Origin of the sequence: Mesorhizobium sp. WSM4983 (assembly GCF_029625765.1) — a bacterium.
GTDB lineage: Bacteria > Pseudomonadota > Alphaproteobacteria > Rhizobiales > Rhizobiaceae > Mesorhizobium.
On the sequence record NZ_JARTVM010000002.1, the window covers coordinates 342501 to 368302 of the forward strand.

Sequence of the window (25802 nt, forward strand, 5' to 3'; positions counted from 1 at the left end):
GACGGAAATTCGCTGAAGGTCGCCAGCGCCAAGACCGATTCGCAGCTTCCCAACTAATCCGGCGAATCGCCCGTCTGCCGTGGCCAGGGCAGCGCCTGTCCGGGCACGGTGAGCCAGACGAGGATCGACGATAGCAGGCAAAGCAGCGTCGTGACGGCGGCGACCGCGGCAAAGGCCGAATCGCTTGCCGCAATCCTCAACGCGTCGAGATTGGCCGCGAGCCCGGACGCCGGCAGTTCGCCGAAACCGGGCATGCCGGCAGGGCTGCCGGTCGATCGCGCATAGACGAAAGCCGCGAGCGAGCCCATCGCCGCCACCGCGATCAGGCCGCCGATGCGCGAGACGGCATTGTTGATGCCGGATGCCGCGCCCGTGTCCTTGTCCTCGACGGAGGTCATGATCGCCGTCGACAGCGGCGACACGACGAGCGCCATGCCGAGCCCCATCACCGCCATCAGCGGAAAGGTCCCGGTCCAGAAATTGTGGATCCCGGCATGGGCGAGCAGGGCCATGCCGGCAAAGGCGATGGCGACGACCAAGCTGCCGGCGGCGATCGGCAGGCGCGGGCCGATCTTGTCGGACCACTGGCCGACCGGCCCCGACAGCAGCGCGATCAATGCCGACAGCGGCAGGAAGATGAAGCCGACCTCGGCCGAACTCAGGCCCCAGCTCGCGATCAGAACCATGGGCAGGTAGAACAGGTTCGCCGACAGCGCGAAATAGAGGAAGAAGGTCGCGAGATTGGCGCCGGCGAAGGCCCCGATGCGAAACAGGCCGAGATCGATCATCGGCTCGCGCTGCCAGCGCTCATAGAGAATGAAAATGAAAAGCAGGACGACGCCGGCGACGATCGCCGGCCCGGCCATTATCCCGCCGCCCTCGGCGTTCATCGCCGTCAGCCCATAGGCCAGCGCCCCGAAGGCGAGCGTGGCGAGCGCGGCGCCCCCGAGGTCGAGGCCGCGCTTTTCGGTCGGCTGGTCCGCCGGTATCTTGGCGAGCAGCAGATAGATCGAAACCAGTCCGAGCGGCAGGTTGACGGCAAAGATCGTGCGCCAGACGCCGTTGCCGAAAGTCGATAGCACGAAGCCGCCGAGCACCGGCCCGAGCGCCGTGGTAAGCGCCGAGGCCGCGGCCCAGATGCCGATCGCCCGGCCACGCTCCTTTTTGGGGTAGGCCTTGGCGATGATGGCGAGGCTGCCCGGCACCATGATGGCGGCGCCGACGCCTTGGATGGCGCGGAACACGATCAGCATTGCCGGATTGGGCGCCAGCGCGCAGGCGAGCGACGCCGCGATGAAGACCGCTATGCCGGTCACGAATGCGCGCCTGAGGCCGAATCGGTCGCCGGCGGCGCCACCGGCCAGAATCAGCGCCGAAAGCGTCAGCGCATAGGCGTTGGAGATCCATTGCGCTTGCGCCAGGCTGGCGCCGAGATCGACGCGCAAGGCCGGCATGGCGATCGCCAGGATCGAACCGTCGATGAAGCCGAGCGCCGAGGCCAGAATTGCCGCGACCAGCACGAACTTGCGCTGCGTCTGCGGGCAAAAGGTGCCGTTCGCGCGCGTCGCGGTCGAAAGCGAATCGGCTGTGGCTTCACTCGAGGAAGGCATGAAAACCTGCTTAGCTCTCCGGCGTATCGGTAACAACGAGCCAGAAGATTGCAGTTCTGAAACCAGTTTGGTCTGACGGCATGGCCAGGAAGGTAGCCATCGTAAATGCAAACGAGCCGTCGCGTGGTAGGTTCCGGCCCGTCATTCCAGAAGGGGAAGAGCCAGCCTATGCCTCATCACCCGCTGCTCAGCGCGGGTTCATCCTGGCGATGCAGCTGATCTATGCAACCGCCCTGCGCGGCTCATTGCTGCGCAAAATCATCGACTGAAGACCCCCCGACGAACTCGACCGTCACGCCCGGCGACACCAGCTTCGCGAGCTCTCGCGCATCCCAGTTGGTCAGGCGCACGCAGCCGTGGCTTTCGGTCTTGCCGATCTTGGAAGGATCGGGCGTGCCGTGGATGCCGTAGGTCGGCTTGTCCAGCGCGATCCAGACCGAACCGACCGGACCGTTCGGCCCCGGCGGGATGGTCAAGATCTTGTCGTTCTGGCCCTGCTTGAAATTGATGCTGGGATTATAGGTGTAATTGGGATCGAGCGCGATGCGCGACACGGTGTGGATGCCGGTGGGCGACGGTGTGTCGGCCGAACCGATGGTGGCCGGATAGGCCGCGACCAGCTTGCCGGCCGCGTCATAAGCGAAAACTTCCTTCTGGTCCTTGTCGGCGACGATGCGGGCAACCGGCGTCGACACAAGCTGGCCGAAATTGGCGACCTTGACGATGGTCCCGGGACGGTTGAAGTCAAGGCCTTTGTTGATCGACTTCAGATAGCCTTCGTCCATGTGGAAGCGCTCGGCGAGCGCCTCGGTGACCGAGGTGTAACCCATGCGGTCGAGCTTGGCCTTCTGGCTGTAATCTTCCGGAATCGAGGCGACATAGGGTCCGGCCACGTCCTCGGGCGTGATCGTGTAGGAGGCGAAGGCGTCGCCCCCCGACTGGGCGAGCGCCGCCTTGATGGCGGCCGAGTCGGTCGATTTCAGATTGCTGCCGGTGATCTGGTTGTAGGCGGCCAGGGCCTTGTCGACATTCGAGCCGAAGCGGCCGTCGATGACTCCCGGCGAGGCGCCGGCGCGGTCGAGCAGCACTTGGAGTTCGGCCACGTCCTGGCGCACGCCGAGCGAAAGCGACGGATCGACGGTCGCCTTGCCGCCCGTGTCCGGCGGCAGCGCGGCCTGGGTCTCCGGATTGACTTGCAGCACGTCCCCCTGCCCAGGGTGCGGTTCGATCGATGCTTCGTTCAGCGGCTCGCGCTTGATGGTGTCCGACCTTGGCGCCTCCGGATAGGTTGTGGCATACCCTTCGTCGCTCGGCGCCGGCGGATAGGCCTCGACGGAATTGCCGCTGTTGGAATCGTAGTCGTCGACCGGCGGCGGGATATACCGGCCGTTCTCGTCCAGCTGCCTGCGGCGGAAGCGGGCCATGTCGTCGGGATCGTCGAGATAATAACGGTCGTCGTCCTCGACGGGCGCACGCCCGAGCTCCTGCATCCGCAGCTGACGGCGCAGCGCCCGACGATCGAGCCGGGTCTGCGGCGGCTGGATGGCGATCACCTTTCCGGTATCGGCATCGACAAGCACCCGGTTGCCCCTGGCATCGTAGTAGATGTCGATATTGCCGTCCTGGGCGAGCAGGAGCGCGCCGTGCTGAGCGGACCGAACCGTCTTCTGCGCGCCTTCCAGACTCGGCGCTGCGAGCGCGCCGGAAGCCGCCAGCCCGGCCGCGAGTGCCGAAAGGGAAAAGATCGTGCGCAGCATGTGGGTCAGGCTCTCCGGTCGGCTCGGTCTTGCTGGGCGAACCCTTCGCCAGCAAACCAGTTACCAAAACTAAGGTTCCAATATGAACCGGGCATGAAGATGGCGGATTTCCGGCGTTTCACCATGGTCCCAACCGAATGTCAGTGCAGCCCCAATTCGCTGCGCGCCAGTTTCGTCAGCTTCAGCACGACCAGGCGGTGGCTTTCGCGCAGGTAGTCCTTCAGCGCGGCATCATCCACGCTTTGGCTTGTCTGGCGCTGGATCCATTTCATGCCGCGCGACGCGAGATAGGGCGCGGGCCGACAGCCCGGCTGTTCCTTCAGCACGTCAAACGCCATGTCGGAGCATTTGAAGGTAACGAAGACCTCGCCTTCCCGGTCATGGCCGCCGATCGCGAACACCTTGCCGCCGACCTTCCAGACGTGAGCCCCGCCCCACTGCACGACGTGGGTCGTGGCGGGCAATGTGGCGCAGAAGCCGTTATAGTCCTCGAGCTTCATTGGAATCGGCCCTCCGGGACCCGCGATCAAGCTCGGTTTTGCCGCAGGGCCCTGTCGAAAAGCAAGAGCGCGCCGCCCTGCCGGATGCGACGCGCTCCTCGTATCCTTGTTTGCGCAATTCGGACGGAAAACCGCCAAGCGCTTTTCCTGGAATGGCTCCGGTCACATGCCCCGGCTCGACTCAGGCGGCGGCTTCAGCCGCCATCACCGTCGGCTTCGAACGGAAGTTCAGGCGATCGGAACCGGCGGTGACCTTGACGGTCGAGCCGTCGAGGATTTCGCCGAGCAGGATCTTCTCCGCCAGCGGATCCTGCAGTTCCTTCTGCATCACCCGCTTCAGCGGCCTGGCGCCATAGGCCGGATCGTAGCCCTTGCCGGCCAGCCACTCGATCGCATCGTGATCGAGCGACAGCGTGATCTTGCGATCGACAAGCAGGTTCTCCAGCCGCTTGAGCTGAATCTCGACGATGCGATCCATATCCTCGCGTCGCAGCCGGTGGAACAGGATCACCTCGTCGACGCGGTTGAGGAATTCCGGACGGAACGAGGCTCTCACCACGCCCATCACCTCGTCGCGCACGGCATCGACGTCCTGGTCGTCGCGGAGATTGACCAGATATTCGGCGCCGAGATTCGACGTCATGACGATCAGCGTGTTGCGGAAGTCGACCGTGCGGCCCTGACCATCGGTCAACCGGCCGTCGTCGAGCACCTGGAGCAGCACGTTGAACACGTCCGGATGCGCCTTCTCGATCTCGTCGAACAGCACGACCTGGTAGGGCCGGCGCCGCACCGCTTCGGTGAGCGCGCCGCCCTCCTCATAGCCGACATAGCCGGGAGGCGCGCCGATCAGCCGGGCGACCGAGTGCTTCTCCATGAACTCCGACATGTCGATGCGCACCATGGCGCTCTCGTCGTCGAACAGGAAGGCGGCGAGCGCCTTGGTGAGCTCCGTCTTGCCGACGCCGGTCGGACCCAGGAACATGAACGAGCCGATCGGCCGGTTCGGATCCTGCAGACCCGCACGGGCGCGCCGCACGGCCTTGGAGACCGCCTGCACCGCCTCGCCCTGGCCGACGACGCGCTTGCCGATCTCGTCCTCCATACGCAGCAGCTTCTCGCGCTGTCCCTCAAGCATCTTGTCGACCGGAATGCCGGTCCAGCGTGACACGACATGGGCGACGTGGTCAGGCGTGACCACCTCTTCCACCATGCCGGCCTTACCGTCCTGGGCTTCGGCTTTCTTGAGCTTCTTCTCCAGCTCCGGGATCTTGCCGTAGGCAAGCTCGCCGGCGCGCTGGAACTCGCCCTTGCGCTGGGCAATCGCCAGCTCGTTGCGCATCTCGTCGAGCTGCTTCTTCAGGTCGGCGGCAAGGCCGAGCTTGTGCTTTTCGGCCTGCCACTTGGCGGTCAGCTCGGTCGACTGCTCCTCGAGGTCGGCCAGATCCTTCTCCAGCTTGGTCAGCCGGTCCTTAGAGGCGTCATCCTTCTCGACCTTCAGCGCCTCGCGTTCGATCTTGAGCTGCATGATGCGGCGGTCGATCTCATCCAGCGCCTCGGGCTTGGAATCGACCTGCATCCTCAACCGCGATGCGGCTTCGTCCACCAGGTCGATCGCCTTGTCCGGCAGGAAACGGTCAGCGATGTAGCGGTTGGAAAGCGTCGCGGCCGAAACCAGCGCCGAATCGGAGATGCGCACCTTGTGGTGCTGCTCGTATTTCTCCTTCAAGCCGCGCAGGATCGAGACAGTGTCCTCGACCGTCGGCTCGTCGACGAAAACGGGCTGGAAGCGGCGGGCGAGCGCCGCGTCCTTCTCGACATGCTTGCGGTATTCGTCGAGCGTAGTCGCACCGACGCAGTGCAGCTCGCCGCGCGCCAGCGCAGGCTTCAAAAGGTTCGAGGCGTCCATCGCGCCATCGGCCTTGCCGGCACCGACCAGTGTGTGCATCTCGTCGATGAACAGAATGATGCCGCCTGCGGCGGAAGTGACTTCCGACAGCACGGCCTTCAGCCGCTCCTCGAACTCGCCGCGATACTTGGCGCCGGCAATCAGCGCGCCCATGTCGAGCGCCATCAGCCGCTTGTCCTTCAGCGATTCCGGCACGTCGCCATTGACGATGCGCAGCGCCAGGCCTTCGGCGATCGCCGTCTTGCCGACGCCGGGCTCGCCGATCAGCACGGGATTGTTCTTGGTGCGGCGCGACAGCACCTGGATGGTGCGGCGGATCTCGTCGTCGCGGCCGATGACCGGGTCGAGCTTGCCCGCCCGCGCATCCGCGGTCAGGTCGCGGGCGTATTTCTTCAGCGCGTCGTAGCCCTGCTCGGCACTGGCCGAATCGGCGGTGCGGCCCTTGCGGACATCGTTGATAACCTGGTTCAGCGCCTGCGCGGTGACACCGGCCTTGGCCAGGATGTCGGCGGTCTTCGCCGACTTCTCCATGGCGAGCGCCTGCAGCAGCCGCTCCACGGTAACGAAGCTGTCGCCGGCCTTCTTGGCCAGTTCCTCTGCGGTCGAAAACACCTTGGCAAGCGGCTGGGCGAGATAGAGCTGGCCGTTGCCGCCTTCGACCTTGGGCATAGCCTCCAACGCCGCCTCGACGCCGAGCTTCACGTCGCGAATGCTGCCGCCGGCGCGCTCGATCAGAGACGCGGCAAGGCCCTCGTCATCATCGACGAGCACCTTGAGCATATGTTCGGGAGTGAATTGCTGGTGGTTGCGCGAGAGCGCCATGGTCTGCGCGGACTGGATGAAACCGCGCACGCGCTCGGAATATTTCTCCGTATTCATGTATGTCTCCTTCCATCACCGGCCCGCTTTGCGGCACCGGATCAGATTGCGGTGACGGACCCGCTCATTCGAGCCGAGTCCTGTTCAGCCGAGATATGGTGTATCAGCTCAGGTCTCTCAAGACGCCCTGATCTCGGTCAGCGCAGAATATTCTAGGGGCCTGGTCGCCCGAAGCGCGCAGCGGTTTTGGGCGAATATTAGTCATTAAAACAAGGGCTTAAATGCTGCGGCTGCGTGACGCGCGACATCGACGGCTTCATGATCGTCCACCGCTCGCGCCCAGGGTGACGAGAAGCTCGTCCAGTTGCCCGAACGTCTCGCCCATCGCCTCCGCCGCACCGGTGCCGGCAGCGTCGAGAGCCTCCTTCGAGGGATAGAGCTCGTGCAGGACCAGCAGCGTCTTGCCACCTTTTTCCTCGAAGGTCACCGTCGTGACGGGTCCACCCTCACCGCCTTCCTCATTGGTCCAGACGAGGCGCGACTGCGGTGTCACTTCGATGTACCTGCCGAAGAACTCGTCAAGGTTTGAGCCATCGTGGCCGAACGCCAAACGGTACCTGCCCCCGACACGGACATCCATCTCGCAGGAACGCAGCACCATTCCCATCGACTTCGGCGCCCACCACTGCTTGAACAGCTCAGGCTTGGTCCACGCCTCGAACACGATGCGCGCCGGAGCGTTGAAGGTTCGCGTGACGACGAGCTCGCGGTCCGACGTCCGTTCCACAGTCGTGCGGTTCTGCATCGGTGTGGCCTCACTCGCTTTGCTTGCGTCCATCGACCTTCTCCTTTCGTTTCAGTTCCTCGACCACCTTGTCCAACCCGTCGAAGCGTGCGTCCCAGAGCTGGCTGTACCTCTCGATCCATGCCGCCTCTTGCTCCAGCCCGCGCAGGCCGAGCTTGCAGGTCCGCACACGCCCGACCTTTTCCGTGCTGACGAGCCCCGCTTGCTCCAAGACACCGACGTGCTTCTTCATGCCCGTAAGGGTCATGTGGAACTGCTCGGCCAGTTCCGTGATCGAAGCGTCCGCACGGCCGAGCTGCTCCAGCACGCCGCGTCGGGTCGCATCCGAGAGCGCGGCGAATGAAGCATCGAGGCGGGTCTTGATATACTGAACCATATGGTTCAGTATTAGCGCACAAATTACCGCCATGCAAGGAAACGAAAGCGCGTCGCGCTGAAACGGATTCAGGCGACGTGCTTTAGGCACGCACAACGAGAAACGGCGGAGAAACCTCTCCGCCGTTCGAATTGCCTGGAAATAGACCTGCGGTCAGCTATCTGCGTCGGCGACTGCCGGCTCGCCGGCGCCGCCTGCCGGCTCACCGGCGCCGTTCTCGCTCGGCGCTGCATTTGCCTCTTTGGCGGCAGTCGCGCTGCCGCTGTCCGCGACGTTGCCGCCATCGGCGGCGCTGTCCGCCCGGCCGGCATTGCTTTCATCGCCATTGCCCTGCTCGGCGCTATGGCCCTGCTCGGCATTGCCGCGACCGCGACGTGGACGTCTCTGCCGACGCCCACCGCCATTGTCCGTGCCGGCTTCGTTGCGCTCGGCCTGGGCAGCAAGGCCCGCAGGCGAGAAGCTGTCGAACAGCGGAGCCTGCTCGGCCGCAACGCCGTCTTCGGCGGAGCCCTCCGGCTTGGCCTGCGCCTCATTGCGGCGGCTCTGATCGATCTGCTGGCCGCCATGTTCGCTGCGCTCTCGCTGACCATTGTCGCCGCGCTGACCATTCTGACCGTACTGGCCATAGCCGCCATTGCGGCGGTCGCGGTGCCTGTCACGACCATTATTGTCGCGCCGGTTGTTGTCGCGGCCGTTTTCCTGGTTGTAGGCGAGTTCCGCCGGCGTGCCTTCGATCACCGGCTGCGGCCCGGAACCGTTCGCGGCGGCCTGCGACTCGCCGGCATTTGCGTTGCCGACCGTGTCGAACTCGTCGCGATCCTCATCGACGTCGTCATCGAAGTCGTCGCGGTTCTGCTGGGCGTTCTGGATGGGCATCTGCGCCTGCGCGGCCGCGATGATGCGATTGTAGTGCTCGGCGTGCTGGAGATAGTTCTCCGCCATCACCCGGTCGCCGGAGCTTTGCGCGTCACGGGCGAGTGCGGCATATTTTTCGGCGATCTGCTGAGCCGATCCGCGGATCTTCACGTCCGGACCGTTGCTCTCATAGTTGCGCGTCAGGGGATTGGGCCCCTTGCGGTTGTTGTTGCCACCGCCGCCATTGTTGTTGCGACCGCGCATGCGCCTGTTCTGCTGTTGTGGCCTCATTCGACTCTCTTCATGTGAATTTTCTAAAACTCGTCGCGAACGGTGGCGCTCATGCAGCCGACCGTTTCGTTTTTTCACCGGCGTTCGCCCGCATCGATTGCGTTGGCGCCACGTGCCATCCTGTTCCGGTTACATCACTTGCCGGACGATTCCCGCACGAAGCATGGGCGTCGTTTGCGCAAGGAGGCAGCTATTTCCAAGGAAAACCGAATCGCTAAGAGCACTGCCTGCTTCGTCTCATCCGGTTAAGCCGGAACCTAGCTGCATTCCCTAATATTGCCAAGCGTTTTTTCGCACTGCATCAGGGCTTTCAACGCTCAAACACCAGAACCCTGTCGTTTCCGCCAAGATCGCGTCGCGCCTCCGACAGCCTGTAGCCGGCTGCCGCGAAGATTGCGGTCACCTCGCTTTGCTGCGTATGGCCGATCTCGACCGCTACCTTGCCCTGCGCTTCCAGAAATCCTTCCGCCTCTCCGGCGATGATCCTATAGGGGATCAGCCCGTCCACACCGCCATCGAGGGCCTGGCGTGGATCGAAATCGCGGACCTCGTCCTGCAGATTTCCAATGTCTCGACTGGGTATATAGGGTGGATTCGCGGCAATTAAATGGTATCGGCCCGAAACTTTTTCGAACCAGTTGGAATGCAAGGCCTTGAAGCGCCCGCCGAGCCCCAGATCCGCGGCGTTTCGCGTAGCGGTCGCCAGCGCGCCGGGTGAAATATCGACGCCGGTCGCGGTCGCCGCCGGAATGGCGCTGAGCAGCGCCAGCGCGATTGCGCCGGTTCCGGTGCCGAGATCGAGGATACGGCACTGGCCAAGCCTTTCGGCCGTCGACTTGGCGAAGGGCAGGATCGCGTCGACCAGCGTCTCGGTATCGGGGCGCGGCTCCAGCGTGTCCGGCGACAGCGACAGCCGCAGCCCATAGAACTCGCGATAGCCGAGAATGCGATGCACCGGCTCACCTGCGACGCGACGCCTCAGGGCCGCCTCGATTGCCGCAAGAGCCGCAGAATCCACCGTTCGGCCCGGCTCCGCGATAGCCTGGGTGCGCGTGGTTTCGGAAAAATGCTCGACGATCAGCCTGGAATCGAGCGCCGGATCGGCAATGCCGGCGGCAGCGAGCCGCTCCCTCGCCGCGTGCAGCAGCGGTCGAAGTGCCGAGGGCAAAGGATCAGCCATCAATACCCATGTCGGCGAGCAGCTTCGACTGATGGTCGGCGATCAGCGCGTCGATCACCTCGTCGAGCTCGCCCATCATCACCCGGTCGAGCTTGTAAAGGGTGAGGTTGATGCGGTGGTCGGTGACGCGTCCCTGCGGGAAATTATAGGTGCGGATGCGCTCCGAGCGATCGCCCGAGCCGACCTGCGATTTTCGCGACGACGAGCGCTCCTCGTCCGCGCGGCTGCGTTCCAGGTCATAGAGCCGCGCCCGTAAAATCTGCATGGCCCGCGCCCGGTTCTGGTGCTGCGACTTTTCCGCCTGCACCACCATGATGCCCGTCGGCAGATGCGTGATGCGCACCGCCGAATCGGTGGTGTTGACGTGCTGCCCGCCGGAGCCGGACGCGCGCATCGTGTCGATGCGGATGTCCTCTGCCCGGATATCGATATCGACCTCCTCGGCCTCGGGCAGTACGGCGACCGTCGCCGCCGAGGTATGGATCCGCCCGCCGGCCTCGGTTTCCGGCACGCGCTGCACGCGATGCACGCCGGATTCGAATTTCAGCTGCGCGAACACGCCCTTGCCCGACACCGAGGCGATGATTTCCTTGTAGCCGCCGACTTCGCCTTCGCTCGCCGAAACGACCTCGAAACGCCAGCCGCGCGAGGCGGCGTAGCGCTCATACATGCGAAACAGATCGCCGGCGAACAGGGCCGCCTCGTCGCCGCCGGTGCCGGCGCGGATTTCGAGGATGGCGTTCCTGTCGTCGGCGGCATCCTTGGGGAGGAGCAGAATCTGGATATCCTTCTGCAGCACCTCGATGCGCTCCTTAACCTCCGGCAGGTCGGCCTCGGCCAGCGCCCGCATCTCGGCGTCGATGTTCTTGTCGGCGAGCATCGCTTCGAGGTCGGCCTGTTCCTGCTCGGCGGCGCGCAGCGCCCGGATCTTGCCCACCATCTCCTGGATATCGGCATATTCGGAAGCCATTTTGACGTAGGCATCGGCCGTCGGCCCTGCCGACATCTGCGCTTCGAGCATGTCGAAACGCTTGACGACTTGGTCCATGCGGTCGCGGGGCAAGTTGATCATGGGCTCGGGACTTCGATGGAATTCACGTCAGGACGAGTCGAAACTGGCGAATTTCGAGAACCGGAGCGGAATGTACATTTAGGTCCATGAGCACCGGAAGCGCAGAAAATCGACATTTGCAGACCGCCCTCACGTGAATCTAGAGCGGAATGGAGCGGTCGTCGGCAAAGGCTTGCAGCAGCGCCCGCATTGGCGTCCCTTGGACGGGGGCCATCAGATTGTCCTTGAAGAAGGCTTCCAGCTCCTGCAGCGGCAATTCGGTCAGCATCGCCTTGACCGGGCCGATCGAGGCCGGCGACATCGAGATCGAGCGGAAGCCGACGCCGATCAGCGCCATCGCCGAGATCGGCTTGCCCGCCAACTCGCCGCACAGCGTCACCGGCGTATGGTTGCGCGCGCCGGCGTCGGCGATCTGCTTCAGCACGCGCAGGAACGGCGCCGACAGCGTGTCGAAACGGTCGGCAAGCTGCGTGTTGCCGCGGTCCACCGCCATGACGAACTGGAAGAGGTCGTTGGAGCCGACCGAGACGAAGTCGACCGCCTTCATCAACTCGTCGAGCTGGAACAGCAGCGACGGCACCTCCAGCATCGCGCCGAGCTTGAGGCTCGTCGGCAAATGATGCGCAAAACGCGACAGGTGCCGGACTTCGCGGTCGATGATCTCGCGCGCCTGCGCGATTTCCGACAGTTCCGTCACCATTGGCAGCATCAGCTTCAGCTCACGCCCGCCACAAGCCTTGAGCAGCGCGCGGATCTGTGTCCTGAGGAGGCCGGGGCGGTCGAGAGTGAGGCGGATCGCCCGCCAGCCGAGTGCCGGGTTTTCCTCTTGCACCGCGCCCTTGAAATAGGGCAGCACCTTGTCGCCGCCGATGTCGATGGTACGGAAGGTGACTGGCTTGCCGCGAGCCGCCTCGAGTACATCGCGATAGAGCCGCTCCTGCGCCTCGGCGCGCGGAAAGGTCGAGGCCACCATGAACTGCAATTCGGTGCGGAACAGGCCGATGCCGGCCGCTCCCGATTCTGAAAGCTGCGGCAGGTCGACGGCAAGGCCGGCATTCATCAGGAGATCGACGGGGACGCCGTCCTTGGTCAGCGACGGCTTCTTGCGCAGTTCGCGATAGATTTCCTGCCGCCGAGCTCGGAAGCGGACCTTTTCGGCATAGGCGGCCTCGAGGTCGGACTGCGGCCGCAGGTGAATGGTGCCTTCCTCGCCGTCGACGATGATGGCATCGCCGTTTTCCGCCATGGAGACGGCGCCCTTGACCTGGCCTGCGACCGGAATGCCCATGGCGCGCGCGACGATGACGACATGGCTGGTGGCGGCGCCGTCCTCCAGCACCAGGCCGCGCAGCTTGTCCCTCGGATAGTCGAGCAGTTCGGCCGCACCCATCGAGCGGGCGACGATGATGGCATCCTTTGGCAGCGAGGCCGCGACATCCTCCGGACCGCGCCCCATCAGCTGGCGCAAGAGCCGGTTGGCGAGATCGTCGAAGTCGCTCATGCGCTCGCGCAGATAGGGGTCCGTCATGTGCAGCATGCGTGCGCGCATGTCGCTCTGCACCTTCTCGACGGCCGCTTCCGCAGTCAGGCCGTTGCGGATCGCCTCTTCCAGCCGGCGCACCCAGCCGCGGTCGTTGGCGAACATGCGATACGCCTCGAGCACCTCTCGATGCTCACCCTCGAAAGCGACGTCCCGGCGCTCGAGCATGTCGTCGATCGACAGCCTCAGCGAGCCGAGCGAGCGGTCGAGGCGACGCACCTCCTCCTCGCTGTCCTCGTTGAACAGATTGGTGACGACGATGCGCGGCTCGTGCAGCACGACATGGCCAAGCCCGACGCCTTCGTTGAAGGCAAGACCGGTGAAGCTTGCCGGACGGCGCAGGTCAAGTTCGAGCCCCGGCCGGGTGAGGCGGGCAAGATCGCCGGTGGCGACCATCTCGGCGATCACCATCGCCGTCGTTTCCAGCGCCTCGACCTCGTCGTCGCGATAGTGGCGCATGGTCTTGTTCTGCACCACCAGGACGCCCAGCGTGCGCCCTGCCCGCAGCACCGGCACGCCGAGGAAGGAATTGTAGATCTCTTCGCCCGTCTCCGGCAGGTAGGCGAAGGCCGGATGCTCCTGCGCGTTGGAGAGATTGAGCGGCCGCGCGCTGGCGGCGATGGTGCCGACCAGGCCTTGCCCGAGCCTCAACTGCGCCAAATGGACGGCGGTGGGGTTCAGACCTTCGGTGGCGTAGAGCTCCAGCACCGAATCGGCGCGCAGCACATAGAGCGAGCATACCTCGGCGACCATGTTGGAGGCGATGTCGCGCACGATACGGTCGAGCCGCTCCTGCGGCTCCAGCGGCTCCTGCATGAGCTCGCGGAGCCGTCTCAGCAGAACGCGCGGGCCACCGGCCATGTCACGCATCGCGGCTTCTTCTCCAATGGGCACGTTGCCCGCCGTAGCTTCCGCCACGGCCGGCGCTCACGCAATAACGGACTCAGTTCTTGCTATTGCTTATCGAGCCCGTAGACGGAATGCAAAGTACGAACTGCAAGTTCCGTATAGGGACCGTCGATCAGTATCGAGATTTTGATCTCGGAGGTGGTGATCGCCCGGATATTGATCGCTTTATCGGCCAGTGCCTTGAAGGCGGTGGCCGCGACGCCGGCATGGCTTCGCATGCCGATACCGATGACCGAGACCTTCGACATGCCGGCTTCCGACTGCACGACGTCGTAGCCAACATCGGCCTTCAGCCGCTCGAGCACTGCCAGCGCCTTGTCGATGTCGCCCGACGGTACCGTGAAGGTCATGTCGGTGAATTTGCCGTCCTCGGAGATGTTCTGGACGATCATATCGACATTGATGTTGGCCTCGGCCAGCGGGCCAAAGATGCCGGCGGCGACGCCTGGGCGGTCGCCGACGCGGCGCAGCGAGATCTGCGCTTCGTCCTTGGCATAGGCAATTCCGGTGACGACCTGCTGTTCCACGATCTCTTCCTCGTCGCAAATAAGCGTTCCGGGCGGATTGAGCAAATCCCCCATTCCGGGCGCGTCGGGATCGTCGAAGGACGACCGCACAAAGGTACGCACCCTGTGCACCATGGCAAGCTCCACCGACCGTACCTGCAGCACCTTGGCGCCGAGCGAGGCCATTTCGAGCATTTCCTCGAACGAAATCTTGGCCAACCGCCGGGCTTTCGGCTCGATGCGCGGATCAGTCGTGTAGACGCCGTCGACATCGGTGTAGATGTCGCAACGGTCGGCCTTGACCGCGGCCGCGATCGCCACGGCGCTGGTGTCGGAGCCGCCGCGGCCGAGGGTCGAGATGCGGTTGTCCGGGCCGATGCCCTGGAAACCGGCGATGACCGCCACCTGGCTCTCGCCGAAGCGCTTGATCAGGAACGCGCCGTCGATGTCGAGGATGCGCGCGGCGCCATGGGCGTTGTCGGTCTTGATCGGGATCTGCCAGCCCTGCCAGGAACGGGCATGGACACCCATGTTCTGCAGGGTTATCGCCAACAGGCCGGCCGTGACCTGCTCACCGGAGGCGACAACGGCGTCATATTCGCGCGCGTCGTGCATGGGCGAGGCCTCGCGCGTCCAGCCGACCAGCTCGTTGGTCTTGCCGGCCATGGCCGAAACCACCACGGCGACCTCATGGCCGGCATCGACCTCGCGTTTGACATGGCGCGCCACATTGCGGATGCGGGCGATGTCGGCGACCGAAGTTCCGCCGAATTTCATCACGATGCGCGCCATGGAAGCGAGATGCCTTTGACTGAAGCCGGCTTGGGGCCGGAAAATGGAAAATGCGCCCGGACCAGCCGAGCCGCGGAAATGCGCGGCCTCCTTAGCTAAAACAGCAAGGCTTCGCAAGCGAGGGCGCAGGAGAAGCGGCCTTGGCCCGATTTTTGAAGCCTCCTGGCGGATTCCTGTCGCGCAATGCGATAAACTTGGAAAATCGGATGGAGGAATTCATGACCGAGACGCTGGAGATCGTGACCTTCCGCCTCAAGCCGGATACTGCGGCTGGTTTTGTTGCCCAAAATGGCTTCGTCACCGACTGGCTGGTGCGCCAGCCCGGTTTTCTCAGCCGCCATCTTGGCGAGCGAGACGACGGGAGCTGGGTCGACGTCGTGCGCTGGCAGAGCCTCGAGCAGGCCCAGGCGGCGGCACAGCGCATCATGGCCGAGATCGGCGATTGCGAGGCCATGCGGGCGATCGAGCCGGCCAGCGTCGCCATGAGTCATGCCGCGGTCGCGCTGTCGGCCTAGGCTCGACTGTCCCTCGTCCCGCTGCGGCTGGTTGGCGGCAACGGAAAAAACCTGCCTTGACTTTCGCTGCCGGGGACCCGACTTCCTAGCGTTCCCCGACTTGCTGGCGTTCGAGGAGACCCGCCCCATGCCTGAGCCCCGCCGATCGACCATAGATGCCGGAGAAGTCGAACGCTTCTCCGCCCTTGCCGCCGAATGGTGGAACCCGAACGGCAAGTTCCGGCCGCTGCACAAGTTCAACCCTGTGCGGCTTGCCTATATCCGCGACCAGGTGGCGGCGCGCTTCGGCCGCGATCCGCGCGCGGCAAGGCCATTCGAGGGACTGCGCTTCCTCGACATCGGCTGCGGCGGCGGGCTCTTATGCGAACCGATGGCGCGGCTTGGCGCGGAAGTGGTCGGTGCCGACGCCTCGGCCACCAACATCGAGGTCGCTAAGCTGCACGCGGCCGAAGCCGGCGTAAATGTCGACTATCGCGCCACCACGGCCGAGGCGCTGGCCGACGCCGGCGAGACATTCGACGTCATCCTCAACATGGAGGTGGTCGAGCATGTCGCCGATGTCGATCTCTTCGTCGCCAAATGCAGTGAGATGGTCCGGCCCGGCGGCATCATGTTCGTCGCCACCATCAACCGCACGCTGAAGGCGCTTGGTCTTGCCATCATCGGCGCCGAATATGTTCTGCGCTGGCTGCCGCGCGGCACGCATCAGTTCGGCAAGCTGGTGCGGCCGGAGGAGTTGGCAAAGGCGCTTGGCGCGGCGGGGCTGACCATCGTCGACCGGACCGGCGTGATCTATCATCCCTTGGCCGACCGCTGGCAGAAATCCAGGGACATGGACGTCAACTACATGGTGCTGGCCGAAAAAGCCTCGGTCTGAGGGCCAACGAAGCGTTTACGCCGCCTGGCTTTGCAGCTTCGGGCTTGGCTGGCTCTGCGCCTTGGTGGTGATGAGCACGCCGGCGGTGATGATGGCCGCGCCCAGCCAAGTCAGCAGCTGATAATGCTCGCCGAGGAAGATCGTGCCGGCAAAGAGCCCGACCGCCGCCGCCACATAGCCGATCTGGCTGAGATAGACCGGCCCGCCGATCGCCTGCAGCCGGAAGAAGAAGGCAAACATCGCCGATGCCGATGCTACCTGTGCGGCCACCACCAGCGGCGCGCCGCCGAGCGGAGCAAATGCCTGCCAGCCGAGCAGCGTCAGGATGCCGATGAGAAGCAAGGTTGCCGACGCCAGATGGCTGCCGACGGCGAGCTCGATCGGACCGGTGTCCTCGGGCCAGTCGATGGTGCGGTAGATGTTGCCGGCGGCGAGGCTGACGGGGATGAGAAGGCCGACCGCCACCCAGAAATATTCGGCCGGCTGGCCGGCCTCCCCACGCGTAAGCGCGACCATGACCGCGCCGATAAAACCAACGATAATGCCGATGACGCCGAGCAGGTTGGGTCGCCGCACCCCAAGCAGGATCGAGAACACCAGCGTGATGACCGGCGACAGCGTGAACATGATGCCCGTGTAACCCGCGCCGAGATGCGGGATGGCCGAGAACATCAGCAAGTTAGGAAGAGCGTAGGAGATGGCTGCGGTGATGAAGAAATAACGCAGCTTGTGCGCCGTGAGCCGGATGCGCTGACCGAGCAGCAGAAGCGTTGTGAGCAACACGCCGCCGGCGCCGAACGAGATCACGAAAGCCCAGACCATTGCCGGGGCACCGGCCGCCGTTGCCAGCTTGCCGAAGGGGAGCGTCATGCCGAGCAATCCGCCGGTGACGATCAGAAGACCCAGTGCGGAGTCCCAGAGCAATTTCATCTGCGTGATCCTGTGGCTACGCGGCCAAGCTTGGCGGCCGCTCCAACTTGGGATAATATAGCGTAAAGATTCTCAATATCAAGATACTTTACGGTGAGGCACATGGACCGTGCGGCAAGAGCGATGGAGCAATGGCGCAAGGAACGGCCGGACCTCGACGTCTCGCCGATGGGAGTGATCGGGCGACTGGACGAAGCGTCCTCGCTGATCGCGCGCGACCGGCTCGCGCCGCTCTTTGCCCGTTTCGGCCTGCAGCAGGGCGAATTCGACGTGTTGGCCACGCTTCGCCGCTCCGGCGCGCCTCACGCGCTGACGCCGACCGAGCTCTACGAGGCGACGATGGTGACCTCCGGAGCAATGACCGCCCGGCTCGACCGGCTGGAAAAGGCCCGCTTGATCCAGCGCGCGCCGCATCCCACCGATCGGCGCGGCGTTGTGGTGCAACTCACCGCGAAAGGCCTCGAACTCATCGATGAGGCACTTACCGCCCACGTCGCGAACGAGCATGAAATCCTCGCCGGTTTGGCGCCAGAGGACCGGAAAATGCTCGCGACACTGCTGAAAAAGCTGATCGGAACCCTTAGTTCCGGTCCTCCGGAAAGCTCGGGATCGGCATGAATTCGACGCCGTCCTCGGCGAGGCTTTTCGCCTCGTCCGGCGTAGCCTCGCCATAGATGCCGCGCGGATCGGTCTCGCCGAAATGGATCTTGCGCGCTTCCTCGGCGAACTTGTCGCCGACATAGTCGGCATTCTCCCGCACCTTGTCGGCGAGCGCCTTGAGCTGTGCCAGCGCCTGTTTCTGCGCGTCGCCCATGGCCAGCGCCATCTTCTCCTGCTTGCGTGAGGTGGAGACCGCCGGCGCCATCAGCGCCTTCTCGACCTTGTGCGAGCCGCAGATCGGGCAATCGACGAAACCGCGTTTCTTCTGCGTGCCGAAGTCGTCATTGCTGCGGAACCAGGCTTCGAATTCGTGCTCGTGTTCACAGATGAGCGAAAAGCGGATCAAGAGGCTGCACCCCTGAGACGCGGCGCCTCGCCGGCATTGACGGTGAAATCCCGCGCGTTCTTGAGATTGGGAATCTTGCGGCGTGCCGCAAGAGACTGCGCCGGGTCGATCTCGGCGACGATCACGCGGGGCTCGTCATCCGCGGCCTCGGCGATGATGCGTCCCCACGGGTCGACGATCAGCGAATGGCCGTAAGTCTCGCGGCCGTCCTCGTGCAGGCCGCCCTGCGCGGCCGCGATGAGATAGGCGCCGTTCTCGATCGCGCGTGCCCTGAGCAGCACGTGCCAGTGCGCCTCGCCGGTCTGGCGGGTGAAGGCCGCAGGCACCGAAAGCACCTGAGCCCCCGCCAGCGCTTCGGCACGGAATAGCTGCGGGAAGCGCAGGTCGTAGCAGACGGCGAAGCCCAGCTTCACGCCGTTGATATCGGTGACGACGCCCTCTGTTCCCGGCTCGTAGGAGGCGGATTCGCGCCAACTCTCGCCGTTGTCGAGGTCGACATCGAACATGTGGATCTTGTCGTAATTGGCGATCATGGTGCCGTCGGGCGCGAACAGGAACGCCCGGTTGGCGAGCTTGCCGTCGGCGCGCAGGATGGCCGTCGAGCCGACATGCAGGAAAATGCTGAGTTCCTGCGCAAGTTTCCGCGCCGTCGAAACGACGACGTCCTTGTCTTGGCTGGTGAACGCGGCGGCACCCGCCTGCTTGTCGCGGATGAGCGCGCCGGTCATTTCCGGCGTCTGCACGTAGGTGGCGCCCTGCTGTGCGGCCTCGCGGACCAGCTTTTCCATGTCGGCCGCGTTGCGCTCCGGGCTGGTGCCCGAACGCATCTGCACCGCCGCCGCCTTGAAAACGCTCATGATCAAACCCTCGCCCCGTTGGCAAGCAACACGTCCAGCCGGCCCTCGGACTCCAATTCATGGAGGTCGTCGCAGCCGCCGACATGCGTGTCGCCGATGAAAATCTGCGGAAAAGTGGTGCGCCCATGCGCCCGCGAAATCATTTCCTGGCGCAATTCCGGCGAGAACGACGCGTCATGCTCGGTATAGGCTACACCCTTGCGCTCGAGCAACCGCTTGGCTGCGGTGCAATAGCCGCACATCATCCGGGTATAGATCGTCACATCAACCATCGATCAGCAATCCTGCCTGCGCCCATCGCCCAGCGGTTATGCGAAAGCGACATGCACCAAAACAACAACTTAAGCCCTATATAGTTGCAGACTCATCGGCCCGGAAGTCCCCCGGCAGGACGCGGGCAAAGGTCAGCACGTCGACCGCTCCGGCGCCGCCTTTCTTCAGCGCCTTGGCCACCGACCGCACGGTGGCGCCGGTGGTGAAGACGTCGTCGATGACGAGCACCCTTCGGCCGGCGATCTCGATTTCCGCCTCGGGCGGGACGCGGAAGGCGGCGCGCACATTCTCCTCGCGTTCGTGCCGCTCCAGCCCGACCTGCTGGCGGGTGAGTTTTACGCGACTCACCGCAGCCGGCGCGAAAGGCAGGCCGCTCAGCTTCGAAACCGCCCGTGCCAGCTCCGCCGACTGGTTGAACTGCCGCCGGAAGAAGCGTCGCCAATGCAGCGGCACCGGGACCACGACATCGGCTTCAGCGATCAGTTCGGCGCCGGCGCGCATCATCCAGCGCGCCATCCAGGGCGCGAGATCGGTGCGATCCTGGTATTTCAGCCCTTGCACCATCTGGCGCGCGACCCCTGAGTAGACGACCGCCGCCCGCGCCCGCTCGAAAGGCGGCGGATCAGCGATCGCTTCGGCGGAAAGAAAACCGTCGCCCATGTCATGCGTAAACGGCGTGCCCATCACTGGACACCAAGGCTTCTCCAGCAGTCGAAGCTTCGGCCAGCAGGCGCCGCACAGCACGCCAGGCTGCGAGACGTGGCGGCGGCAGCCGGCACAGACCGGCGGAAACAGCAGGCGCGCCGGCCAGCCCAGAGCCTGCCGCGTCATGCCCTTCATCGCAATGGTCTTGATCTTGCGCACCGGATCGGCCACGTGAAGCGAAACCCCGCGCCACCATAGCATCGGTCCGGCACGCACCGACAACAGGAATAACCCATTGCAGCCTTTGATCGACACGGAGCTCTGGCTTGCGCACAAACGCCGGGCGCTGATGCACCCCGTCGACGGAGCCGATTTCCTGATGCGGCGGGCAGCGGAGGACCTTGCCGACCGGCTGGGCGCCGTCGAGCGCAAATTCGGCAAGGCGGCGGCGCTGTTTTGCCAGACATCGGCCGCGACCAGGCTGCTCGCCGGCAGCGGCAAGGTGGCCGACACAGTGCGCGTGGAAACAGACGGTGCCTTCCTTGCCGGAGAAGCCGGCATCGTCGCCCCGGCGGAGACCGTGCCGTTCGAGGCCGAGAGCCTCGATCTCGTCGTCTCGCTGCTGTCGCTGCAGGCGATGAACGACATCCCCGGCGTGCTGGCGCAGATCCGCCGCGCGCTGAAGCCCGACGGGCTGTTCCTCGGCGCTTTAGCCGGTGCCGGCACGCTTTCCGAGTTGCGCGAGAGCCTGCTTGCCGCCGAGACCGAGCTTTACGGTGGCGCGAGCCCTCGCGTCCTGCCGTTCACCGATGTGCGCGACGCCGGCGCGCTGCTGCAACGTGCCGGCCTGGCGCTGCCGGTCGCCGACGTGGAGACGGTCACGGTGCGCTACGATTCGCTGTTCGGACTTGCCGCCGACCTGCGCGCCATGGGTGAGACCAGCCCGCTTTTGGACCGCAGCCGGCGTCCCGCCACCCGGCGGCTGTTCGCCCGCGCCGCCGAAATTTATGCTGATCGGTTTTCCGACCCGGACGGCCGCATCCGGGCAAGCTTTTCGATTGTGTGGATGTCCGGCTGGGCGCCCGATGCCTCACAGCAGAAACCGCTGAAGCCTGGCTCGGCCAAGGTCTCGCTGAAGACGATCCTCGAGAAGCCGACGGGGCACTGACCATGCGCGCCGCGGTCTGACCGATGCGATCAGTGCTGGGCAAAGGCGTTGGCAAGCCTGCTGTTGTTGTCGGAGAACAGCCACTGGATCGCGTCGGCGGCCTTACCGACGCCGCCGACGATTACAAGCGACAGCACGGCAACGATCAGGCCATATTCGATGGCCGTGGCGCCTGATTCATCTTCTATGAATTGCTGCAGCAGGTTTTTCATGGTCGTCGATCCCTCTTGGCGGGAACCATAGCGCCTACCCGTTAAGAAAGGTTAACGGCAAAAGCTTAACGGGCGGTGAAATAGCGGTTTCTTGCTGGATTTATTAACCAATTAGCACTCGCCGTAGCGGCTGCCATCGTTGCGGATTACGCAAACGGAACTTGGCAACGGCTGCAGCACGCTTCGCCGCAGGGTGTAGGTATCGCGGCGACCGATCGAACCGGTGCTGCTTAGGTCGAGTCCGCCGGTCAAGCTCTCGCGCGCGCCTTGCGGACGCAACTGGCTGTCCAGGAAAGGCGTCGCGATCAGAGCCAGCGCCACCGCGGCCGACCCGAAAAGCAGGGTGATCCGCAAGATACCCATGCCGGCATCGGCGGCGCGGAAAGCGCGGTCGGGCCGGATCGAGTCCCATTCTCTGTCGAGGCTCATGGATTGGCTCCAATCAAAATCGGCATGCCGCCGCGCGGACGATTTGCCTCAATTTTCCATGTCGAGATAAATCTTCCATTAACGCTGCCTAAAGCAGACGGAGCAAACGGCAGCTTGGAGCAATTCCGGCCGCAGGTCGCCAAATCAGCATTTTGGTGGAAACGCTGAAGCGGCTGTGACGATCACAAGAGATCGATGAGGAACTGGATCAGCGGCGCGTCCGCCGGCGGCATCGGGTAGTCGCGCATCTGGCGCGGCCTGACCCATTTCAGCCCCTGCCCTTCCCTCGGCTGCGCAATGCCGCGGAAGCGCCGGCAGATGTAGAGCGGCATCAGCAGGTGGAAATGGTCATAGCTGTGGCTGGCGAAGGTGAGCGGCGCCAGGCAGGGGATCTCGGTCTCGATACCGAGCTCCTCATGCAGCTCGCGCACCAGGCATTCCTCGGGCGTCTCGCCTGGCTCGACCTTGCCGCCCGGAAACTCCCAAAGGCCGGCGAGCTGCTTGCCCTCGGGACGCTGCGCCAGAAGCACGCGTCGGTCGGCGTCCACCAGCGCGCAGGCCGCGACAAGAAGCAGACGCTTTCCAGCTGGCGTGATCTCGCTCATGCGTCCGGCCGCCGGCAATAATGGTAGCGATAGACTTCCTCGAAGCCGAGCGACCGGTAGAGCGACAGCGCCGCTACATTGCCGGCTTCCACCTGCAGCCAGGCTTCGCGCGCGCCGCGCAGCCTGGCCCATTTCAGCGCCGACAGGATGAGGTTGCGGCCATGGCCCTTATTGCGCGCCGATTTTTCGGTGGCGACCTCGAACAGGCCGGCGAGATCGCCGTCGTGGACGCAGACCAGCGTTGCCAGCGGCTCATTGCCGTCCTCGAGCGCAAACAGCCCCGCCTCAGGCTGGATTGCGCCGATGACTTCCGAGAGGCCGGCTCGCAGCGAGGCGTCCGAGCCGTTCGTCCTGATCGCCGCGCCGATGAAGCGGCTGATGTCTTTCAGCGGAATCTGGTCCATCGCGGCGTCGAGTTGCGCCTCCTTGAGCGGCAGACGCATCACCACCGATTCGTCGAACCGGCTCCAGCCTGCATCGTCGAGATGCGTCGACAGCACCTGCCCCGAAAGCGGCGACATACGAAAGGTCAGCGGCCGGCCGTAAGCCTCGAAGCGACGGCTGGCGCGCACGATGCGTTCGGCAATGGCATGCGTGTCGCCGGGATCGAGCGGATTGACCGAATTCAGGCGCTTCGCCGGATGGCCCGCCGTCAGCCGCACCAACCATGTCCCGTCATAATGAACGGCCGCCGCCGGCCAGGCGCGAAAGCCCGCCGCCTCGTAGCGGCGCACGATCGCGAGCACGCTTGCCGGATGCGTCGACACCGGTGCCATCAGCTCCGGTAGTCGCCATTGATGGCGACATATTCCTTGGTGAGGTCGCAGGTCCACACCGTCGCCTTGCCGCGGCCGATGCCGAGGTCGGCGCGGATGCGGATGTCGTCGCGCTTCATATAGGCCGAGGTCGCTTCTTCCGAGTAAGCCGGATCGCGCTCGCCCTCATGCGCCAGCCGGTTGTCGCCGAACCAGATCGACAGCCGGTCGCGGTCGGCAGGCTCGCCGGCCTTGCCGACGGCCATGACGACGCGGCCCCAATTGGCGTCCTCGCCGGCGACCGCCGTCTTGACCAGCGGCGAGTTGGCGATCGAAAGCGCGACGCGCTTGGCCGAGCGCGCGGATTTGGCGCCGGTGACGGTGACCTCGACCTGCTTGCGCGCGCCTTCGCCGTCGCGCACCACCTGCAGCGCCAGCGACTTCAGCACCTTGCCGAGTGCGCGGCGGAAGGCGCCGAGCCGCGCATCTTTCGGGTCGCTGATCTTGGGCGCGCCACGCGAACCAGCCTTGCCGGTGGCGAAGAAGAGCAGCGTGTCGCTAGTCGAGGTGTCGCTGTCGACGGTGACCGCGTTGAAGGTCTTTGCCGCGCCGCGCGACAACAGATCCTGCAGCACCGGGGCTGCGATCGGCGCGTCGGTGGCGATAAAGGAGAGCATCGTGGCCATATCGGGCGCGATCATGCCGGCGCCCTTGGCGATGCCGTTGATGGTGACGTCGGCGTCGCCGAGCTTCACCGTCTGGGACGCCACCTTCGGATAGGTGTCCGTGGTCATGATGGCCTTCGCCGCCTCGGTCCACAGGTCCGGCTTGCCGTCCTTCACCAGGCCGGCGAGCAGATGGCTGAATTTGTTGGTGTCGAGCGGCTCGCCGATGACGCCGGTCGAGGCCAGGAACACTTCGCTCTCGGAGCATCCGGCGGCCTTCGCCGCCGCCTCGCCGATCAAAGCCGTCGAAGCGCGGCCCTTCTTGCCGGTGAAGGCGTTGGCATTGCCGGAATTCACCACCAGCACACGCGCCTTGCCGGCGGACAGGTTCTGGCGGCAGTAGTCGACCGGCGCCGAGGGGCATTTCGACTTGGTGAAGACACCGGCGACGGCCGTGCCGGGATCGAAGATCATGGCAAGCAGATCGGTGCGATTGCGATATTTGATCCCGGCCTCGGCGGTAGCGATGCGCACGCCCTCGATGACCGGCATCTTGGGATATTTCTTCGGTGCGAGCGGCGAAATCGTTGCGGACATGGGACCCCGGAGCGGCAGAACGCAAATAGGAGGCCGGTTTGCCCGATAGCGCGCGATGGCGCAAGAGCGTTCTGGCCGCGCTTCATGGGCTCTCTCGGGGTGCGCGGCATAGCGCGCGCCTGAAATGCGAAAGGGCGCCCGAAGGCGCCCTGAGCAGCATCTTTCCTTACTTGCCGCTCTCCAGCGTGTCGACCGCCGACTTCAGCTTCGCGTCCGGGATCTCGATCTTGGCGGCGCCGCGCAATTCCTTGACCATGGCGAAATACTTGTCGCGGATGACGGCCTGCTTGGCCTGGTCCTTTACGTCGTCGAAGGCCGGCGGCTGCTTGGCGCGCTTGTCCTCGACCTTGATGACATGCCAGCCGAACTGCGACTGCACCGGCTCCTTGCTGTACTTGCCGACATCGAGCGCAAACGCGGCCTTGTCGAACTCCGGCACCATCTGTCCGGGACCGAACCAGCCGAGGTCGCCGCCATTCGACTTGCCGCTCGGGTCGCTGGTGTGCTCGTTGGCGAGCTTCTGGAAATCGGCGCCGCCGTCGAGCTGCTTGATGATCGCCTCGGCTTCTTCCTTCGTCTTCACGAGGATGTGACGGGCGTGGATCTCATTGACCGGCGGCGTGTTGGCGATTTCCTGGTCGTAGCGGGCGCGGACATCTGCATCCGTCACCTTGTCGACGACTTCCTTCTCGACGACCTCGCCGTGCAGGGCGCGCTGCTGCAGGAAGGCCATCCGACGCAGGAAATCGGCATCCTTGTCGAGGCCGCTGTCGACCGCTTTCTTGGCCATGACGCGGATTTCAATGGCCGCCGAAAGAGCAGCGGCGCGGCGCTGTTCCGGCGGCAGCTGCGCGAACTGCTGCGACAGCTCGCCTTCGGCCAGCGCGAGGTCGGCCTCGGTCAGCTTCTCCCCGTTGATGGTGGCGACCACGGCGTTGGGATCCACGGGAGCGGCTGCGGGAGCCGCTGCGCCCGGCTGGGCGGGCTTGGTTTCCTGCGCCATCAGCGGCGACAGCGAAAGAGCCGAGAGCCCGAAGGCCAAGCCAAGGCTGGCGAGCGACGCGCGGCGGAACGACAGGGACATCAAGATAACTCCAATGGGGATTGCCGATAAGGATCGCTTGAACGGGAAGGTTCCAGATCAGTCCGATTGTGGCGGAATTTGGCGCTGCCCATAGGGCTAACGCGGCGTTGACATCAGTTGAGCCCCCTCTTATCTGTCCAACGACTTGGCGTCCAGAACCGTTTTCCGGGCGCTTTTTGCGTTTGTCCGCATTCACGCGGATTTGATGGGCCCGCCAGGCGCCTGTCGCAAACGGCTAAAATTGCTATCGAAAGGACCATTGG

The 25802-nt window shown here is 64.6% G+C and carries 27 protein-coding genes (1 of these 27 only partly in view); 5 read left to right on the forward strand and 22 right to left on the reverse strand.

The genetic code is table 11. The features are described from left to right. On the forward strand, positions 1–57 hold the 3' portion of the coding sequence (locus tag P9254_RS08890; protein ID WP_278053236.1) for a M23 family metallopeptidase. Its footprint begins 1923 nt before the window's first position; the window shows 57 of its 1980 coding nt (coding positions 1924–1980); the start codon falls outside the window, past its left edge; it ends in the stop codon at positions 55–57. Here P9254_RS08890 and P9254_RS08895 read toward each other — a convergent pair. The 11 genes from P9254_RS08895 to P9254_RS08945 all read right to left on the reverse strand — a co-directional run bounded on the left by P9254_RS08895 (position 54) and on the right by P9254_RS08945 (position 14921). Further along, positions 54–1610, reverse strand: coding sequence for an MFS transporter (locus P9254_RS08895; protein WP_278053237.1), 1557 nt, complete (start codon positions 1608–1610; stop codon positions 54–56). The two genes, P9254_RS08890 and P9254_RS08895, sit on opposite strands and share 4 nt — an antisense overlap. A gap of 242 nt (positions 1611–1852) precedes the next feature. Further along, positions 1853–3367, reverse strand: coding sequence for a L,D-transpeptidase family protein (locus tag P9254_RS08900; RefSeq protein ID WP_278053238.1), 1515 nt, complete (start codon positions 3365–3367; stop codon positions 1853–1855). Positions 3368–3507: 140 nt separating this feature from the next. Next, a complete protein-coding gene (locus P9254_RS08905) occupies positions 3508–3867 on the reverse strand; it encodes an MmcQ/YjbR family DNA-binding protein (RefSeq protein WP_066990072.1) in 360 nt (119 codons plus the stop codon). A 181-nt stretch (positions 3868–4048) separates the two neighbouring features. Then, the gene (clpB, locus tag P9254_RS08910) at positions 4049–6655 is read right to left on the reverse strand and encodes an ATP-dependent chaperone ClpB (protein WP_278053239.1); all 2607 of its coding nucleotides are present in this window, start codon (positions 6653–6655) and stop codon (positions 4049–4051) included. Positions 6656–6911: 256 nt separating this feature from the next. Continuing rightward, positions 6912–7433 (reverse strand): SRPBCC family protein, encoded by a 522-nt coding sequence (locus P9254_RS08915; protein WP_245307350.1) that lies wholly within the window; start codon positions 7431–7433, stop codon positions 6912–6914. After that, positions 7411–7776 carry an ArsR/SmtB family transcription factor gene (locus P9254_RS08920; RefSeq protein ID WP_067319638.1) on the reverse strand — a complete coding sequence of 122 codons (366 nt, stop codon included), beginning with the start codon at positions 7774–7776 and terminating at the stop codon, positions 7411–7413. Before P9254_RS08920 ends, P9254_RS08915 begins: the two co-directional genes overlap by 23 nt. Before the next feature lie 153 nt (positions 7777–7929). Continuing rightward, positions 7930–8895, reverse strand: coding sequence for a DUF4167 domain-containing protein (locus tag P9254_RS08925; protein ID WP_082953662.1), 966 nt, complete (start codon positions 8893–8895; stop codon positions 7930–7932). A gap of 337 nt (positions 8896–9232) precedes the next feature. Next, positions 9233–10102, reverse strand: coding sequence for a peptide chain release factor N(5)-glutamine methyltransferase (prmC, locus tag P9254_RS08930; protein WP_067319053.1), 870 nt, complete (start codon positions 10100–10102; stop codon positions 9233–9235). Beyond that, positions 10095–11174, reverse strand: a complete 1080-nt coding sequence (gene prfA, locus P9254_RS08935) for a peptide chain release factor 1 (RefSeq protein WP_127216785.1) — start codon at positions 11172–11174, stop codon at positions 10095–10097. The genes prmC and prfA overlap by 8 nt, the downstream gene beginning before the upstream one ends. 139 nt (positions 11175–11313) lie before the next feature. Then, the gene (gene ptsP, locus P9254_RS08940) at positions 11314–13584 is read right to left on the reverse strand and encodes a phosphoenolpyruvate--protein phosphotransferase (RefSeq protein ID WP_278053241.1); all 2271 of its coding nucleotides are present in this window, start codon (positions 13582–13584) and stop codon (positions 11314–11316) included. 83 nt (positions 13585–13667) lie between these two features. Next, positions 13668–14921 carry an aspartate kinase gene (locus P9254_RS08945; RefSeq protein ID WP_066990093.1) on the reverse strand — a complete coding sequence of 418 codons (1254 nt, stop codon included), beginning with the start codon at positions 14919–14921 and terminating at the stop codon, positions 13668–13670. 218 nt (positions 14922–15139) lie between these two features. Between P9254_RS08945 and P9254_RS08950 the strand changes: the two genes are divergently transcribed. Together P9254_RS08950 and ubiG are read left to right on the forward strand one after the other, a co-directional pair. Then, positions 15140–15436 (forward strand): antibiotic biosynthesis monooxygenase family protein, encoded by a 297-nt coding sequence (locus P9254_RS08950; RefSeq protein ID WP_127325526.1) that lies wholly within the window; start codon positions 15140–15142, stop codon positions 15434–15436. Between the two features lie 127 nt (positions 15437–15563). Next, positions 15564–16313 carry a bifunctional 2-polyprenyl-6-hydroxyphenol methylase/3-demethylubiquinol 3-O-methyltransferase UbiG gene (ubiG, locus tag P9254_RS08955; protein ID WP_095824176.1) on the forward strand — a complete coding sequence of 250 codons (750 nt, stop codon included), beginning with the start codon at positions 15564–15566 and terminating at the stop codon, positions 16311–16313. Positions 16314–16328: 15 nt separating this feature from the next. Here the strand turns inward: ubiG and P9254_RS08960 are convergent, their stop codons facing one another. Further along, positions 16329–17243: a DMT family transporter gene (locus P9254_RS08960; RefSeq protein ID WP_095823953.1), complete on the reverse strand. Its 915-nt coding sequence runs from the start codon at positions 17241–17243 to the stop codon at positions 16329–16331. Positions 17244–17345: 102 nt separating this feature from the next. Between P9254_RS08960 and P9254_RS08965 the strand changes: the two genes are divergently transcribed. Further along, positions 17346–17861: a MarR family winged helix-turn-helix transcriptional regulator gene (locus P9254_RS08965; RefSeq protein ID WP_278053244.1), complete on the forward strand. Its 516-nt coding sequence runs from the start codon at positions 17346–17348 to the stop codon at positions 17859–17861. Here the strand turns inward: P9254_RS08965 and P9254_RS08970 are convergent. The 4 genes from P9254_RS08970 to P9254_RS08985 all read right to left on the reverse strand — a co-directional run bounded on the left by P9254_RS08970 (position 17824) and on the right by P9254_RS08985 (position 20255). Beyond that, positions 17824–18249, reverse strand: coding sequence for a DUF1178 family protein (locus tag P9254_RS08970; protein ID WP_066990107.1), 426 nt, complete (start codon positions 18247–18249; stop codon positions 17824–17826). The two genes, P9254_RS08965 and P9254_RS08970, sit on opposite strands and share 38 nt — an antisense overlap. After that, positions 18246–19106, reverse strand: a complete 861-nt coding sequence (locus P9254_RS08975; protein WP_278053245.1) for a carbon-nitrogen hydrolase family protein — start codon at positions 19104–19106, stop codon at positions 18246–18248. Before P9254_RS08975 ends, P9254_RS08970 begins: the two co-directional genes overlap by 4 nt. Before the next feature lie 2 nt (positions 19107–19108). Next, complete coding sequence (gene grxC / locus P9254_RS08980; RefSeq protein WP_066990112.1) at positions 19109–19378, reverse strand: glutaredoxin 3; 270 nt, start codon at positions 19376–19378, stop codon at positions 19109–19111. Positions 19379–19454: 76 nt separating this feature from the next. Next, positions 19455–20255, reverse strand: a complete 801-nt coding sequence (locus P9254_RS08985) for a ComF family protein (protein WP_278053568.1) — start codon at positions 20253–20255, stop codon at positions 19455–19457. Between the two features lie 64 nt (positions 20256–20319). Between P9254_RS08985 and P9254_RS08990 the strand changes: the two genes are divergently transcribed. Then, positions 20320–21192 carry a methyltransferase domain-containing protein gene (locus tag P9254_RS08990; protein WP_278053246.1) on the forward strand — a complete coding sequence of 291 codons (873 nt, stop codon included), beginning with the start codon at positions 20320–20322 and terminating at the stop codon, positions 21190–21192. 29 nt (positions 21193–21221) lie between these two features. On the opposite strand, the gene P9254_RS08995 is transcribed toward P9254_RS08990, so the two are convergent. The 6 genes from P9254_RS08995 to P9254_RS09020 form a co-directional block, all read right to left on the reverse strand. Continuing rightward, positions 21222–21404 carry a Flp family type IVb pilin gene (locus tag P9254_RS08995; RefSeq protein WP_066990483.1) on the reverse strand — a complete coding sequence of 61 codons (183 nt, stop codon included), beginning with the start codon at positions 21402–21404 and terminating at the stop codon, positions 21222–21224. 111 nt (positions 21405–21515) lie between these two features. Further along, entirely contained in the window at positions 21516–21833 is a 318-nt protein-coding gene (locus tag P9254_RS09000; RefSeq protein WP_067319072.1) for a hypothetical protein, read from the reverse strand. Positions 21834–22015: 182 nt separating this feature from the next. Further along, the gene (locus tag P9254_RS09005; RefSeq protein ID WP_066990121.1) at positions 22016–22438 is read right to left on the reverse strand and encodes a (deoxy)nucleoside triphosphate pyrophosphohydrolase; all 423 of its coding nucleotides are present in this window, start codon (positions 22436–22438) and stop codon (positions 22016–22018) included. Continuing rightward, positions 22435–23214: a GNAT family N-acetyltransferase gene (locus P9254_RS09010; RefSeq protein ID WP_278053248.1), complete on the reverse strand. Its 780-nt coding sequence runs from the start codon at positions 23212–23214 to the stop codon at positions 22435–22437. Before P9254_RS09010 ends, P9254_RS09005 begins: the two co-directional genes overlap by 4 nt. After that, complete coding sequence (argJ, locus tag P9254_RS09015) at positions 23214–24455, reverse strand: bifunctional glutamate N-acetyltransferase/amino-acid acetyltransferase ArgJ (RefSeq protein WP_278053250.1); 1242 nt, start codon at positions 24453–24455, stop codon at positions 23214–23216. Before argJ ends, P9254_RS09010 begins: the two co-directional genes overlap by 1 nt. A 166-nt stretch (positions 24456–24621) precedes the next feature. Next, positions 24622–25539, reverse strand: a complete 918-nt coding sequence (locus P9254_RS09020) for a peptidylprolyl isomerase (RefSeq protein WP_066990127.1) — start codon at positions 25537–25539, stop codon at positions 24622–24624. Positions 25540–25802: the final 263 nt, after the last annotated feature.